At 55.1% G+C, this 15,481-nt stretch carries 16 protein-coding genes; all 16 read right to left on the bottom strand.

All coding sequences use genetic code 11. The features are described 5' to 3' along the window. Position 1 precedes the first annotated feature (1 nt). Complete coding sequence (locus GRI36_RS08405; RefSeq protein ID WP_160598050.1) at positions 2–712, bottom strand: biotin--[acetyl-CoA-carboxylase] ligase; 711 nt, start codon at positions 710–712, stop codon at positions 2–4. Continuing rightward, entirely contained in the window at positions 709–2,172 is a 1,464-nt protein-coding gene (nuoN, locus tag GRI36_RS08400) for an NADH-quinone oxidoreductase subunit NuoN (RefSeq protein WP_160598049.1), read from the bottom strand. Before nuoN ends, GRI36_RS08405 begins: the two co-directional genes overlap by 4 nt. Beyond that, positions 2,172–3,737, bottom strand: a complete 1,566-nt coding sequence (locus GRI36_RS08395; protein WP_160598048.1) for an NADH-quinone oxidoreductase subunit M — start codon at positions 3,735–3,737, stop codon at positions 2,172–2,174. The genes nuoN and GRI36_RS08395 overlap by 1 nt, the downstream gene beginning before the upstream one ends. Then, positions 3,737–5,734 (bottom strand): NADH-quinone oxidoreductase subunit L, encoded by a 1,998-nt coding sequence (gene nuoL, locus GRI36_RS08390; RefSeq protein WP_160598047.1) that lies wholly within the window; start codon positions 5,732–5,734, stop codon positions 3,737–3,739. The genes GRI36_RS08395 and nuoL overlap by 1 nt, the downstream gene beginning before the upstream one ends. 6 nt (positions 5,735–5,740) lie before the next feature. After that, positions 5,741–6,073, bottom strand: coding sequence for an NADH-quinone oxidoreductase subunit NuoK (gene nuoK, locus GRI36_RS08385; RefSeq protein WP_160598046.1), 333 nt, complete (start codon positions 6,071–6,073; stop codon positions 5,741–5,743). Then, positions 6,070–6,693: an NADH-quinone oxidoreductase subunit J gene (locus GRI36_RS08380; protein ID WP_160598045.1), complete on the bottom strand. Its 624-nt coding sequence runs from the start codon at positions 6,691–6,693 to the stop codon at positions 6,070–6,072. Before GRI36_RS08380 ends, nuoK begins: the two co-directional genes overlap by 4 nt. A 15-nt stretch (positions 6,694–6,708) precedes the next feature. Next, on the bottom strand, positions 6,709–7,197 hold the full coding sequence (gene nuoI / locus GRI36_RS08375; protein ID WP_160598044.1) for an NADH-quinone oxidoreductase subunit NuoI: 489 nt from the start codon (positions 7,195–7,197) through the stop codon (positions 6,709–6,711). Then, entirely contained in the window at positions 7,194–8,240 is a 1,047-nt protein-coding gene (gene nuoH, locus GRI36_RS08370) for an NADH-quinone oxidoreductase subunit NuoH (protein ID WP_160598043.1), read from the bottom strand. Before nuoH ends, nuoI begins: the two co-directional genes overlap by 4 nt. Next, positions 8,237–10,246, bottom strand: coding sequence for an NADH-quinone oxidoreductase subunit NuoG (gene nuoG / locus GRI36_RS08365; RefSeq protein WP_160598042.1), 2,010 nt, complete (start codon positions 10,244–10,246; stop codon positions 8,237–8,239). Before nuoG ends, nuoH begins: the two co-directional genes overlap by 4 nt. Beyond that, the gene (locus GRI36_RS08360; RefSeq protein ID WP_160598041.1) at positions 10,246–10,452 is read right to left on the bottom strand and encodes a hypothetical protein; all 207 of its coding nucleotides are present in this window, start codon (positions 10,450–10,452) and stop codon (positions 10,246–10,248) included. The genes nuoG and GRI36_RS08360 overlap by 1 nt, the downstream gene beginning before the upstream one ends. Continuing rightward, positions 10,449–11,033, bottom strand: a complete 585-nt coding sequence (locus GRI36_RS08355; RefSeq protein ID WP_160598040.1) for a hypothetical protein — start codon at positions 11,031–11,033, stop codon at positions 10,449–10,451. Before GRI36_RS08355 ends, GRI36_RS08360 begins: the two co-directional genes overlap by 4 nt. An 80-nt stretch (positions 11,034–11,113) precedes the next feature. Then, complete coding sequence (gene nuoF / locus GRI36_RS08350; protein WP_160598039.1) at positions 11,114–12,409, bottom strand: NADH-quinone oxidoreductase subunit NuoF; 1,296 nt, start codon at positions 12,407–12,409, stop codon at positions 11,114–11,116. Next, the gene (locus tag GRI36_RS13735) at positions 12,406–12,546 is read right to left on the bottom strand and encodes a hypothetical protein (RefSeq protein WP_202392146.1); all 141 of its coding nucleotides are present in this window, start codon (positions 12,544–12,546) and stop codon (positions 12,406–12,408) included. Before GRI36_RS13735 ends, nuoF begins: the two co-directional genes overlap by 4 nt. Further along, on the bottom strand, positions 12,546–13,214 hold the full coding sequence (nuoE, locus tag GRI36_RS08345; RefSeq protein WP_160598038.1) for an NADH-quinone oxidoreductase subunit NuoE: 669 nt from the start codon (positions 13,212–13,214) through the stop codon (positions 12,546–12,548). Before nuoE ends, GRI36_RS13735 begins: the two co-directional genes overlap by 1 nt. A 243-nt stretch (positions 13,215–13,457) precedes the next feature. Beyond that, positions 13,458–14,669 carry an NADH-quinone oxidoreductase subunit D gene (locus GRI36_RS08340; protein ID WP_160598037.1) on the bottom strand — a complete coding sequence of 404 codons (1,212 nt, stop codon included), beginning with the start codon at positions 14,667–14,669 and terminating at the stop codon, positions 13,458–13,460. Next, positions 14,666–15,481, bottom strand: coding sequence for an NADH-quinone oxidoreductase subunit C (locus GRI36_RS08335; RefSeq protein WP_160598036.1), 816 nt, complete (start codon positions 15,479–15,481; stop codon positions 14,666–14,668). Before GRI36_RS08335 ends, GRI36_RS08340 begins: the two co-directional genes overlap by 4 nt.

Raw genomic sequence — 15,481 nt, 5'->3', positions numbered from 1 at the left:
TTCAGGCGAGCATTACATCGCCGGCGTGAATGACACGGATAGTGTCATCCTCCAAGCGCAGCAAAAGCGATCCATCTTCTGCCAAACCAGCGAATTGGCCAGTCTGCGATTTCTTATCAGCGTCGTGAACTGATAGCGGAGTTCCCAGTGGAAGGGCAGCCCCCATCCACCGTCTGAGAACAGTCTCAAGTCCATAAGTTCGCCAACGGCCCAACTCGGTCGCGAACTGCGTTGAAAGCCTCTCGGCAAAGTGGTCACGGGCTGGCACAGGGCCAATCCGTGAGAGAGCGGTGGTTGCACGGTCAGGCAACTCAGGCGCGGCAGCCAAGTTCACGCCAATGCCTACGACCACAGATGCGCCTTGCGCCTCGAGCAAAATACCTGCCAGCTTTGCGCGGCCTAGCAAGAGATCATTGGGCCACTTAAGCTTCAATAATGACGGATCAGGGCATAGCGGCAAGCAAGTTTCGTACAACGCAAGGCCGGCAAGCAGAGCCAATGTCGCCGCAGGCGGATCGGATGGCGCGCAATGGACCACGGTCGAGCCCATAAAATTTCCGCTACCATCGAACCAATCGCGGCCTTGTCGGCCTCTGCCCGCGATCTGCCGATCGGCGACTAACCATTGCCCTTCGTGCAGATGCTCCCCACCTGCCAATCTCGCGAGAAGATCGGAATTTGTAGAACCAGTTTCTTGGACGAATTCAATCAAACGACAAAGAACAGTGCTGATGCAGCTTTGTCAGTCAAGCTGCCAAGCCACAACATCAGTAAATAGCCGAGCGGTGAAACAGCCACCACAGAGAGCGCCAACACAGCCCACCGAGCCCTGCTTGGTTCCGCCACAACGACATCCACCGGAGTGTCGAAAAACATCACTTTGATAAATTTGATATAGTAGAATGCGCCAATGACGCTGGCCGCAATACCAATCGCCGCAAGGAGCACCATGTCAGCTTGCACTGCTGCTTGGAACACTACAAATTTGCCCCAGAAACCAAGCAATGGCGGGATACCGGCGAGGCTGAACATCAGCAGCAACAGGCTCCAAGCCAAGGCAGGCCGCGTGACAGACAGCCCCGATATATCAGCAAAGTTTTCGAGCTGGTTTCCTTCGGCATCGCGTAGCATCAACAAAGCGACAAAGCTGCCGAGCGACATTACGACATAAATCGCCAAATAGACGAGCATTGCAGAGGCGCCCTGCTGTGTTGCCGCAGCCAAACCGACAAGAATAAAGCCGACATTGTTGATCGAACTATACGCAAGCAACCGCTTGAGATTATCTTGTCCAATCGCTCCTAACGCGCCAACCACAATCGACGCCAAAGCCGCAAAAATGACAATCTGCTGCCAGGCAATAATTTGCCCGCCGAAAGGATCGAGCGCCATTCGCATAGTGATCGCAATCGCAGCCACTTTTGGTGCCGTTGCGAAAAACATGGTGACCGGTGTTGGCGCGCCCTCATAGACGTCCGGGGTCCACATATGGAATGGCACTGCGGCGATTTTAAACGCGAGACCCGCAAGGACGAACACAATCCCGAATAAGGCGCCGGTGCTGACACCATCGGTGAGCGCCGCACGAATGCCGAGATAGCCTGTCGACCCGGTGAACCCGTACAGCAAGCTCATACCGTAAAGCAGAATGCCGCTGGCCAAGGCGCCGAGTACGAAATATTTGAGACCTGCTTCGGCCGACCGCTCGTCACTGCGGGCGAAGCTAGCAAGGACGTAGGCCGATAGGCTGCTTAGCTCGAGCCCGATATACAAGGTGATCAAATCGATCGCGGAAACCATCATCCCCATACCCACCGCCGCAAGCAGCATAAGCACCGGATATTCTGGCTTATACTCCCCACTCACCGTGAAGAATTTCGGAGTCACAACAAGGCATCCGATGGTTGCGATATAGATCAGCAGTTTGGCAAAACTGCCAAAAGCATCCATCCTGTAGAGACCGCTCCAGATGTCAGCGCCAAGTTCAAATGACGAATTGGTCAGGAGATGGATTACAAAGAAAACGGCGCCAGACAGCGCCGCTATAGAAGCGATTGTGACCAGACGTGCGCTTTTTTGGCCTGCAAATGCCGCAACCATCAATAATATCAGGGCACTGACAGAGAGGATAATCTCAGGCGCAGAGAGGTAGAGGGAGTTCAGGTAAGTCATCAGTGCGCTCCCTCCGCGCTATCGTCTTTCGCGCCATGATCCCCATCGGGCATAGCGTTTGCGGCTTTTTTGCGAGGCTCGCCAGCTACTAATTTAGCATCGCCTTCCGGCGCAGCTCGGGCCAGCCTTGCATCGAGCGCAGCAATATCGGCGCGCATCGGAGCCAAGAAGCTCTCTGGGTAAACGCCCATCCACAGAACTGCCGCAGCAATCGGGCTGAGCATCAACCATTCACGGATAGACAGATCCTTCATCGCGGCGGCATCTGCGTTTTTCTGCACGCCAAATGCCACGCGCCGATAGAGATACAGCATGTAGCCTGCACCAAGAATGATGCCCGTTGTCAGGACAAATGTGGTCAGGCTCGACACTTCGTAAACCCCGGCGAGACTTAAAAATTCTGCGACAAAGCCACTAGTGCCCGGCAGGCCAATACTCGCCATCGTGAACAGCAAGAAGAAGATCGCATACTTTGGCATGTTGATAGCTAGGCCGCCATAGCGGTCGATTTCGCGCGTGTGCAATTGATCATAGATAATGCCGACGCAGAGGAACAATGCGCCCGATACCAGCCCGTGGCTCAGCATCATAATCATTGCGCCCTCGAGGCCCTGAACGTTAAACGCAAACAACCCCGCCGTCACAATCGCCATATGGGCGACCGAACTATAGGCAATCAGCTTCTTCATATCATGCTGGACAAGCGCGATCAGGCTGGTGACCACCACCGCGACCATCGACAGGCCAAAGATCAACCAAACGAATTGCGCGGATGCTTCTGGGAACATCGGCAGACTAAACCGGATAAAGCCATAACCGCCAAGCTTGAGCAATACCCCAGCCAGAATCACCGACCCAGCAGTAGGGGCCTGAACGTGAGCATCGGGCAACCATGTGTGGAACGGCCACATCGGCATCTTCACTGCAAAACTGGCGAAGAAGGCGAGCCATAGCCACGTCTGCGCGCCTGGAGCGAAGTCGTAATTCATCAAAGTCGGGATATCGGTAGTGCCAGCGACATTGACCATCCACAACATCGCAATCAGCATCAAAACCGAGCCAAGGAGCGTGTAGAGGAAGAACTTATAGCTCGCATATATGCGGTTATCGCCGCCCCAGATCCCGATGATAAGATACATCGGGATCAAGCCTGCCTCGAAGAATATGTAAAAGAGAATGATATCCTGCGCTGCGAACACGCCGATCATCAGCAATTCCATCAGCAAGAACGCGGCCATATATTCGCCGACGCGCCTCTGGATTGCTTCCCAGCTTGCGAGAATACAAATCGGCATCAGGAACACCGAAAGCACAATCAGCATCAAAGCGATGCCATCAATTCCGAGCGCATATTTGAAGCCAGCGAACAGGTTTGCTTGCTCAGTGAATTGCCACTGCGCCCCGCCAATTTCGTAATTCACCCACAGCAGAATACCTAGCGCGAGATTGACCAGCGTCGCAGCCAGTGCGGTCCACCGTGCGCTCGTTGCATCAAAAAACAAGCATGCAATCGCGGCCACCAAAGGCACTGCGAGCATGACGGTAAGAATTGGGAAGCCGTCCATCACACTAGGACCCATGTAATTGCCGCGACCAGCCCAAGGAGCATGATAAGCGCGTAGCTATAGAGATAACCGGACTGCACCTTTTTGGCGGCAGCAGCCCCCTTCATCACGGCCCATGCCGCACCATTGGGGCCGAACCGATCAATAATACCCTGATCACCGATGACCCAGAATTTGCGTCCGAGCCAGAATGCCGGCCGGACGAAGATGAAATTGTAGAGTTCGTCAAAATACCATTTGTTGAACACGAATTTATGCACATAGCGAAACTGTTCGACAAACTTACCAGGCACCGAGGTGTTCTTGATGTAAGCGTACCACGCGCCGACAAAACCAAGCACCATCACAATCAGCGCAGCATATTTTACCGGCAGTGGCACAGCGTGCATGGCGTGGATCAGAGGCTCGTTGAAGAAAATCGAATTACCCCAGAATGCGGCATCATCGAGGAAGCTTGGCGCGAACACTTGCCCTGCGGCAATCGCTCCGACCGACAATAACCCAAGCGGGACAAGCATCGAAACCGGGCTTTCATGCGGTTGGTAGCCGCCAGTCGTGTCTTCGCCCGCCTCAGCAGGGGTTTTATGCACGGTGTGCTGGATATGCTCGCTCTCGATCCAGCGAGGCTTGCCCCAGAATGTCAGGAACATCAGGCGCCAGCTGTAGAAGCTGGTAAGAAGCGCCGCAAACACACCCATCCAAAAGGCAAATATCCCCAGCTCGGTCCCGCGAGCAAAGGCCACCTCAAGAATGGCGTCCTTCGACCAGAAGCCGGCGAAACCAACCCCAAGGTGGTAAACACCAACGCCAGTAATCGCGAGCGTTCCGAACATCATCGCCCAGAATGTGAACGGGATCTTCTTACGCAGGCCGCCATAATAGCGCATGTCTTGTTCATGATGCATCGAGTGAATCACCGAGCCCGCGCCAAGGAACAGCAGCGCCTTGAAGAACGCGTGGGTAAACAAGTGGAACATCGCCACGCCATAAGCGCCAACGCCAGCTGCAAAGAACATGTAGCCAAGCTGAGAGCAGGTCGAATAGGCAATGACCCGCTTGATGTCCCATTGTGTCGTTCCAACTGTTGCGGCAAAAATGCAAGTGGCCGCGCCGATAAAGGTCACCATGCCCAGCGCCACCGGAGCAGCTTCAAACATGGGTGACAGGCGGCAAACCATAAATACGCCTGCGGTAACCATAGTCGCTGCATGGATCAGCGCCGAGACCGGTGTTGGCCCCTCCATCGCATCGGGCAACCAGGTGTGAAGGCCAAGCTGCGCCGATTTACCCATCGCGCCAATGAACAGCAGGATGCACAAAATATCCATCGTCTGCAGGCGGTAACCAAGGAAGCCAATGCTCGACCCGCTCATCGCTGGCGCGGCTTCGAGAATTTCGGGAATGGAAGTCGTACCAAACACAAGGAACGTGCCAAAGATACCGAGCATAAAACCGAGGTCACCGACACGGTTCACGACAAATGCTTTGATTGCGGCGGCGTTGGCAGACGGCTTCTTGAACCAGAAACCAATCAGCAAATAGGAAGCAAGCCCCACCCCTTCCCAACCGAAGAACATCTGGACGAGGTTGTCGGCGGTCACCAGCATAAGCATGGCGAAAGTGAACAGGCTGAGATACGCAAAGAAACGCGGCTGATCAGGATCTTCCTCCATATAGCCCCAGCTATAAAGGTGGACGAGCGCGGAAACGCTGGTGATTACCACCAGCATCACGGCAGTCAGCGTATCGACACGCAAAGCCCAATCAAACGACAATGCGCCAGATTTAACCCATTGCAGGACCGGAACAACGGTCGCGGTCTCGGTTCCGTTCAGGAAGCCAAGGAAAATTGGCCAGCTCAGCCCGCAAGCAACGAACAGCGCGCCTGTGGTGATGAATTTGACCACTGTGTTGCCGAGCGCACGGTTCCCCAAACCGCCGACAATTGCGGCGAGCAAGGGTAAAAATACGATCAGCAGGATGGAAGTTTCGAGCACCGGTGCTTATCCCTTCATCCGGTTGACGTCGTCGACGGCGATGGTGCCCCGGCCACGGAAGTAAATCACCAGAATTGCAAGCCCGATGGCCGCCTCTGCCGCTGCGACAGTCAGCACGAACATCGCGAATACCTGCCCGGTCAAATCACCCAGAAAGGCGCTGAAAGCGACCAAATTGATGTTCACCGACAGCAGGATAAGTTCGATCGCCATGAGGATGACGATGATATTTTTACGATTGAGGAAAATGCCCAACACGCCAAGCACAAAAAGGATCGCGCTGACGACCACGAAGTGCTCGATACCGATGCCGCCACCTACAGTCTCTGCGCCAGTCATAGCTCGACCCCCTTACCAACTTCGGGATTTTTCATTTCAGTCGCATCTTGCGGACGGCGGCGGTTTTGCCTGCTGATGTTCTGATGGCCGCGATGGCCCTCAGGACGTTCACGATGAGTCAGCACAATCGCGCCGATCATGGCGACCAGCAAGACAAGGCCGGCGGCTTCAAACAGGAACAGATATTTGCTGTAAAGCAGGATGCCGATATTGGTTATGTTGCTTTCACCCACGACTGCCGCAGCAGTGCCGTCAGGCACGCCCAGTTCCAACGCACCAGCACGATAAGCGCCGATACCGAGCACCAGTTCCGCCAACAAAACCAACGCGACCAATATGCCCAGCGGAAAATTATTAATGAAGCCCGCGCGCATCTCCGCAAAATCGATGTCGAGCATCATCACCACAAACAGGAATAGCACCGCGACCGCGCCAACATAGACCACTATCAGCAGCATCGCGATGAACTCTGCGCCAACCAGCACCATCAGGCCCGCAGCATTAAAGAATGCCAGGATCAGCCACAGCACGGAGTGGACAGGGTTGCGCGCCATGATGGTCAGCGTTCCGCTGGCAACCACAATCAGGGCAAACAGGTAAAAGGCGAAGGTCTGGATCATCAGCTTGCGCGGCCCCTAACGATACGGCGCATCGGCTTCAAGGTTTGCGGCAATCGCGCGCTCCCACTTGTCCCCGTTCGCCAGTAATTTCGCTTTGTCGTAAAGCAATTCTTCGCGAGTTTCGGTTGCGTATTCGAAATTCGGCCCCTCGACCACGGCATCAACCGGGCAGGCTTCCTGACAGAAGCCGCAATAGATGCATTTGGTCATATCGATGTCATACCGAGTCGTGCGGCGGCTGCCATCATCGCGCGGTTCAGATTCGATAGTTATCGCCTGAGCCGGACACACCGCTTCGCACAACTTACACGCGATGCAGCGCTCTTCCCCATTGGGATAGCGGCGCAGGGCATGCTCCCCCCGAAAACGCGGGGACAGCGGGTTCTTCTCGAACGGATAGTTGATCGTCACCTTGGGCTTGACGAAATACTTCAAGGTCAGCCAGTGGGCCTTGACGAACTCCCACAGGGTGAAACTCTTGATGAGGTAGGTGAGATTGCTCATGCCGCATACTCCGTGACCATCATATAGAAACTGATCACCACCACAAAACCAAGGCTGATCGGCAGGAACACTTTCCAACCAAGCCGCATCAGCTGGTCATAACGGTAACGCGGAACGGTCGCCATGACCCAGCTGAACATGAAGAAGAAGATGAACGTCTTCAGCAAAATCCACACGATGCCAGGGATCAGATAGAGCGGCTCCCAGTCGAACGGTGGCAACCACCCGCCGAAGAACAGAATCGCATTGAGCATGCACATCAGCAGAATGTTGGCATATTCACCCAGCCAGAACAGTGCGAAGCTCATCGAGCTGTATTCGGTCTGATAACCGGCGACGAGTTCGGACTCGGCCTCGGTCAAATCGAACGGCACGCGCGCGGTTTCTGCGAGGCTGGAAATGAAAAACATTACCCACATCGGGAACAGCAGCGGGTGAACGACATAGGCATTGATCACGCCAAGTCCGAAGCCCTTTTGCGCCATGATAATTTCGTTCAAATTGAAAGATCCGGCAAACAACACCACGCACACCAGAATGAAACCGATCGAGACTTCGTAGGAAATCATCTGTGCGGCGGCGCGCATTGCGGAGAAGAACGGATATTTGGAGTTGGACGCCCAACCTGAAATCACCACACCGTAAACCCCCAACGAACTGATCGCGAGGATATAGAGCAACCCGACATTGATGTCCGCCAGCACCGCAGTCGCGCTGAACGGCACCACTGCCCATGACAGCAAAGCAACCGAGAATGTCAGGATCGGCGCAATCAGGAACAAGCCCCTATTCGCCGCGCTCGGCACGATGGTTTCCTGCAGGAACACTTTCAACCCGTCGGCAAAGCTTTGCAGCAGACCAAACGGCCCGACCACGTTGGGCCCGCGCCTGAGGTTAATCGCGGCCCAAATTTTGCGGTCAGTATAAATGATCATCGCCACGCTGAGCATCAGCGGCAACGCAATCAGCAACACGCCCGAAAGCGTGGCCAAAAACCACGACCATTCATAATTCAGGCCGAGATATTGGAAGAATTCGGTCATTCTGCCGCCTCCCGCACTTCATCACCGTGGAGCAGTTCCGCTGAACATTGCTGCATCACCGCGCTTGCGCGGGCGATGGGGTTGGTGAGGTAGAAATCCTTGATCGGATAGGCTGCAATTGCGCCCTCCGCTTTGGCTTTCGGGTCAGCTTTTGGAAGGTCACCAAAATCAGCCAAACCTTCTTCGCCCAACGCCGGAACAGCGGTGATCATCGCGCTTTGCAATTCGGCGAAGCTGTCGAACCCGACACTCACGCCCAGCGCATCCGCAAGCGCGCGCAGGATCGTCCAGTCTTCACGCGCATCACCCGGCGCAAACACGGCCTTCTCAGCGAATTGCACACGCCCTTCAGTGTTGACGTAAGTTCCGTCTTTCTCGGCATAGGACGCAGCTGGCAGGATGATATCCGCCGCATGCGCACCCTTATCTCCGTGATGGCCGATATAAACCTTCAGCGCATCAGCAAACGGCTCGAAATCCATCTCATCCGCGCCAAGCGACAGCACCACTTTGGGTTTCGCCATGGTGATATCTGCCATGCCGTTTTTCTGCGCATATCCAAGCATCAAACCACCCATCCGTGCTGCCGAGAAATGTAGCACGTTGAAGCCGTTCCAATTGTCTTTAACCAGTTTGAACTTGTCGGTCAGCTTGAGCGCCGCACCGAGCGCGCCTTGCGCCAACGCCGCACCGCCGAGAATAACTGCAGGACGCTCCGCCGCCTTCATTGCATCACCGAGAGATTTGGGGATTTTATTCAGTACCGACAAGTCTTCACCCAGATATTCAGCCGGATAGGTCGGATCCCAATCCGGGCCGACAATGAAGATTTTCGCGCCGCTCTTCACAGCTTTACGCAGGCGAACATTCACCAAAGCAGCCTCATGGCGGATATTGCTTCCCACGATCAAAATCGCATCAGCAGTTTCCAGGTTGGCAAAGCCCGTGTTGAAATTGACCGCAGCCAAATTCGATACATCATAATCCATGCCGGTCTGACGACCTTCGAGCAGTTTGCTGCCCATAGCGCCGAGCAGCGCCTTGGCCGCGAACATTGTCTCGCAATCGACCATATCGCCTGCGACCGCTGCAATCGACTTGCCCGGTTTGGCTTTGGCAATGGCCTTGAATGCCTCGTCCCAACTGGATTCTGTCAGCTTGCCGCTCTTCCTCATGAACACTTTGTCGAGTCGGCGTTTGGTTAGGCCATCGACCATGTAGCGGCCCTTATCAGACAGCCATTCCTCGTTCACATCATCATTGATCCGCGGCAAGGCGCGCATAACTTCGCGGCCGCGGCTGTCGAGCCGGATATTCGCGCCGACCGCATCAGACACGTCGATGCTGAGCGTCTTTTTCAGCTCCCAAGGCCGCGCTTCAAATGCGTATGGACGCGAAGTCAGAGCGCCAACTGGACACAAATCAATCACATTCGCGCTCAATTCATGCGTCGCGGCCTGTTCCAGATAGGTGGTGATCTGCATGTCCTCACCGCGGTACAGCGCGCCGATTTCGTCCACACCGGCGATTTCCTCGCTAAAGCGAACGCAGCGGGTGCAGTGGATACAGCGGGTCATCGCTGTTTTGATCAGCGGCCCCATATATTTCTCGGTCACGGCGCGCTTATTCGCGTCATAGCGGGATGATCCGCGCCCATAGGCAACCGACTGATCCTGTAAATCGCACTCTCCGCCCTGATCGCAAATAGGGCAATCGAGCGGGTGGTTAATTAACAGGAATTCCATCACGCCTTCGCGTGCGGTCTTGACCATTTGGCTGTCGGTGCGGATTTCTTGGCCATCGGCTGCAGGCAGAGCGCAGCTTGCTTGCGGCTTGGGCGGTCCCGGCTTCACTTCGACCAGACACATGCGGCAATTGCCCGCAATGCTCAGCCGCTCGTGATAGCAGAAACGCGGGATTTCCTTTCCTGCCAGCTCGCACGCCTGCAACACGGTCGCGCCTGCGGGAACTTCAATTTCCTGTCCGTCTACTGTGACTTTAGGCATTATTCCGCATTCCCGCTTTTCGCACGGACGTTGCGGGCAAAGAAGATCATGGCGAGAGCCATAATCAGCGGCCCGGCACCGCGCATAACAAATTCAAAAGTCGATATCTCACCAGCCTCTGCCGCCGGCTTGGCCTCTATCAGCATATACCCGCCAAACCCGAGGAACAGCGCGGCAAGAAAGTAAAAGACCAGCGCGCTTTTCATTCGGCTGCCTCGGCAACATTTTCAATCGCCTCTACGCTGTCCTGAGCAGCCAAGAGCCTGTAGGACGCTGTTGCAAGCATGGAACGCAACCCGAAAGCGCTCGCTTCGAACTTGCGCTTGCCTACAGTGCAATATGCCGTGACTGGGACGAGAGCGTCAGCCGCAGCGATTTCATTGTCCGAATTGACTTCGGAGTCAAACAACGCGGCCACCAGATTTGGCGCGCCTCTCACAGTGCACATTGCGATTGCATCCGTGTAAGAAAAAGTCTGTGCAGCCGGGCCAATTGCCGCCATCGACAGGCGATTAATCAGCGGCGTATTGTCCGCTTTCAGCAGTTGCTCTGCCAAACCGCCAGCAAATGGTAGGCCGCCGAGCTTTATACGGCGATAAGCACGGGGCATCGCTTCGAAACATTCACTGGACACTCGCGTTTCGCTCAACTCTCCGATGCGCTTGCGATATTCTTCGCCTTCAAAATCAAGCACCAACATAGCCTCGACGTCTTCGGTTTGCTCGTCCGCAATACAAGTCGTCCAAGCCGCCACGGCTTCGCGCTGGCGCTCGATACTACGTTCCATCGGGCGCGGCTGTGCGATTGCCGGAGACGCTACAACACAGGTCAGTGACGTTGCTGCAATTAATTTGACCGAAAGAAGCCTCATTCCGCCGCCTCCGAGAAGCTTGCGTTATGCTCGTGAATGCGGCGTTCAAGTTCAGGGCGGAAGTGCTTGATCAGACCCTGAATTGGCCAAGCTGCCGCATCGCCGAGCGCGCAAATCGTGTGGCCTTCGACCTGCTTGGTCACTTGTTGCAGCATGTCGATCTCGTCGATCTCTGCATCGCCAACCCGCAGGCGTTCCATCATGCGCCACATCCAGCCAGTGCCTTCACGGCATGGGGTGCATTGGCCGCATGATTCATGCTTATAAAAATAGGAAAGCCGCGAAATGGCACGGACGATGTCGGTCGACTTGTCCATCACGATAACCGCCGCCGTGCCTAGACCCGACCCGACCGCTTTCAAGCCGTCGAAATCCATTGGCGCGTCAATAATGTCATGCGCTGGAACCAGCGGCACCGAAGATCCGCCGGGAATGACCGCAAGCAGATTGTCCCATCCGCCGGTGATGCCGCCGCAGTGCTTCTCTATCAATTCCTTGAACGGGATGCCCATTTCTTCTTCGACAACGCATGGCTTTTCGACATGGCCGCTGATCTGGAACAGCTTGGTTCCGTGATTGCCTTCATTGCCGAAGCTGGAAAACCAGCTCGCGCCGCGCCGCAGGATTGTTGGCACGACCGCGATCGATTCAACATTGTTGACCGTAGTCGGGCAACCATAAAGACCGGCGCCCGCCGGGAATGGAGGCTTCAGGCGGGGCTGACCCTTTTTGCCTTCAAGGCTTTCGATCATCGCTGTTTCTTCGCCGCAAATATACGCGCCCGCACCGCGGTGCATGAACACGTCGAAATCATAGCCCGATTTGCTGGCATTTTTGCCGATCAAACCGGCGGCATAGGCCTCGTCGATCGCCTTTTGCAGAGTTTCGGCTTCGCGGATATATTCGCCGCGAATGTAGATATAGGCGGCGCGCGCACGCATCGCGTAACCGGCGATCAATGCGCCTTCGATCAGCTTATGCGGATCGTGACGGATTATCTCGCGGTCTTTGCAAGAACCCGGCTCGGATTCATCGGCATTGATGACGAGGAAGCTTGGACGACCATCTTTCGATTCCTTGGGCATAAACGACCATTTGAGACCAGTCGGAAAACCCGCCCCGCCGCGTCCGCGCAGGCCCGATGCTTTCATCTCGTCGATGATCGAATCCTGTCCCTTGGCCATAATGGCCTTGGTCTTGTCCCAGTCGCCGCGCTTTTGCGCTGCCTTTAGGCCCCAATCCTGGAAGCCGTAAAGATTGGTGAAAATGCGGTCTTTATCTTGGAGACTCATGCGAGCATCCCCTGCGAATATGCAAAGCCAGCGGCAATAATAATGGCAGCGATCACGGCAAATTTCACCATGCCTGCCAGAACCTTATAGGCTATGAAGGCAAGAACCAGCGCGATGATTATTGTGGCATAGCTCATCACCAATCCCCCCGGTAATCGTGGTTCGCCTTGACCATATCTTTCAGCGTTGTCGCGCCGCCCGATGGCTCGGACGTATGACGGCCCGGCTCCTGCGTGCCTTCTTTCGGAGTGCCGCCAGCGGCCAGCGCATCCAGCACCGCGTCGAGGCGGTCTACGGTCAGATCTTCGTAATTGCCGTCGTTAATCTGGACCATCGGTGCGGTGGCGCAATTGCCCATGCACTCGACTTCGGTCAGCGTCCAAAGCCCGTCAGCCGAAACTTTGCCCTTCTCCATTCCGCGTTTTTTACAGGCGGAGATGATGTCGTCGCTGCCGCGCAGCATGCACGGCGTCGTGCCGCATACTTGCACGTGGAATTTGCCCACCGGAACAAGGTTATACATGAAATAGAATGTTGCGACTTCGACCACGCGGATGACCGGCATATCGAGATATTTCGCGACATATTCCATCACCGGCAATGGCAACCAGCCCTGCGTATCGGTCTCTTCGCCAACCTGACGCTGAGCCAGATCAAGCAGCGGCATCACCGCTGATTTCTGGCGGCCTTCGGGATATTTCGCGATGTGGTAATCCGCCTTCGCCTTGTTCTCTTTCGTCCAAGCAAAAGAGCTCCAACGAGCACGAAGTTCCGGCGTATCAGGTGCGAGGTGACGATCAGCCATTGAGATGTTCCCGAACTGCTTTCTTGTCCAAATGGCTTATTTTCCTCAGCGAGTATATCCGAGATAGAGTGAAGAGACACCAAGTTGCTGCAAAGAATACGGAACCTACAAATACGATCGGAACATGCCTAAATATCGATCCTATCAACAAAATTACGGGAACCGGTAGTAGGACGACGGCTCCAGGCATAGTGGCATTCAACCATGTCTTATCGACCCACCTCCGGACAGTAAAAAACGCCCTCACCGGTCACACTCCCCGAAAACAACATCAATCGCGCCCAAAATAGCTGTCGCATCCGGAAGCATGTGGCCTTTGCACATGAAGTCCATTGCTTGCAGGTGCGAAAACGCGGTCGGGCGGATTTTGCAACGGTATGGTTTGTTGCTGCCATCGGCGACTAGATAGACGCCGAATTCCCCCTTGGGGCTTTCGGTCGCGACATAAACTTCGCCGGCGGGAACGTGGAAGCCCTCTGTGTAGAGTTTGAAGTGGTGGATCAGCGCTTCCATGCTCTGCTTCATCTCGCCGCGTTTCGGCGGGGAAACTTTGCGGTCATCGCTGGCAATCGGGCCTTCAGGCATTTCGGCGATGCATTGCTTGATAATGCGCGCCGATTGATAAACTTCCTGAACGCGGACCATGAAGCGGTCATAGCAATCCGAATTGGTGCCGACGGGGATGTCAAAATCCATCCGGTCATAGACATCATAGGGCTGCGATTTGCGCAGATCCCACGGAACGCCAGCGGCGCGGATAAGGGGGCCAGAGAAGCCCCATGCAATCGCGTCCTCCTTGCTAACCACGGCGATATCGACATTGCGCTGTTTAAAAATGCGGTTGTCGATCACAAGGCTCATCGCATCGCCGAACAATTCGGGCAGACGGCCATCAATCCAGTCACCAATATCGGTGAGCAATTTCAGCGGCACATCCTGATGCACACCGCCGGGGCGGAACCACGCCGAATGCATCCGCGCACCAGAGGCACGCTCAAAGAAATTCATGCAGTCTTCGCGCAGTTCAAACACCCACAGATTAGGCGTCATCGCGCCCACATCCATGACATGAGCACCAATGTTGAGCATGTGGTTGGAAATACGGGTTAGCTCTGCAAACAACACTCGCAGATATTGGGCGCGTTCGGGCACTTCGACATTCAGCATTTTCTCGATTGCGAGAACGTAGGAATGCTCCTGACACAACGGAGAACAATAATCGAGCCGGTCAAAATATGGGAGCGCTTGCAGGTAAGTCTTATGCTCGATCAGCTTCTCGGTGCCGCGATGGAGCAGGCCGATATGGGGGTCGATCCGTTCGATAATCTCCCCATCAAGCTCCATCACCATCCGCAAAACGCCATGCGCCGCAGGGTGCTGAGGCCCAAAATTGAGCGTGTAATTGGAAATGACTTCATCGCCAGTGGTGGGCGATTGTTCGAGTTGCATGCTCATGACGATTTACCGCCTTTCGGCTTGCTGCCTGGCTTCTTGGTCGCTGGCTTTTTCTTGGCTGCAGGCTTCTTGGCCGGCACCTTCTTTTTCGCAGGCCCCTTGGGGCTGACCTTTTTCTCAGCCTTGGCCTCCGCCTTTGGACCAGCACCGGTTTTCGCCGGAGTGCCAGTCGTCTTGGGCTTGTCTACGTCTGGCGCCTCGAACTTCTCGTCACCCGGCAGCACATATTCTGCGCCTTCCCATGGGCTCATGAAATCGAACTGGCGCAAATCCTGTGCAAGCTCAACCGGCTCGTAAACGACCCGCTTTTCCTCTTCAGAATAGCGTAGCTCGGTATAGCCCGTGAGCGGGAAATCTTTGCGGAAGGGGTGGCCTTCAAATCCGTAATCGGTCAAAATCCGGCGCAAATCTGTGTTCCCGTCGAACAATACGCCATACATGTCGAAGACTTCGCGCTCTAACCAGCCTGCATTCGGCCAAAGCGTGGTCACGGTTGGAACCGGAGTGTCTTCAGACGCGGAAAGCTTGACCATAATCCGGTGATTTTTGGTTAAGCTGAGCAGCATATAAACGACTTCGAAACGCTCATCGCGCTCAGGATAGTCAACACCGGCAATTTCGATCAATTGCTGGTAAGCATGCTCATCACGCAAAGTGCGCAAAACTTCTTCGATGCTATCACGCTTTACCGTGAACGAAATCTCGTCATGGGTTTCGAGAGCGCCGACCAGATGATCGCCAATTGCTTTAGTCAGCGTTGCTTGAACGCCTTCATTGCTAGCGAATTTAGGGGCGGAGTGAACTACAGCCAT

This window comes from Pontixanthobacter gangjinensis, assembly GCF_009827545.1.
GTDB classification, from domain to species: Bacteria; Pseudomonadota; Alphaproteobacteria; order Sphingomonadales; family Sphingomonadaceae; genus Pontixanthobacter; species Pontixanthobacter gangjinensis.
This window is presented reverse-complemented; position numbering and strand designations above follow the sequence as displayed.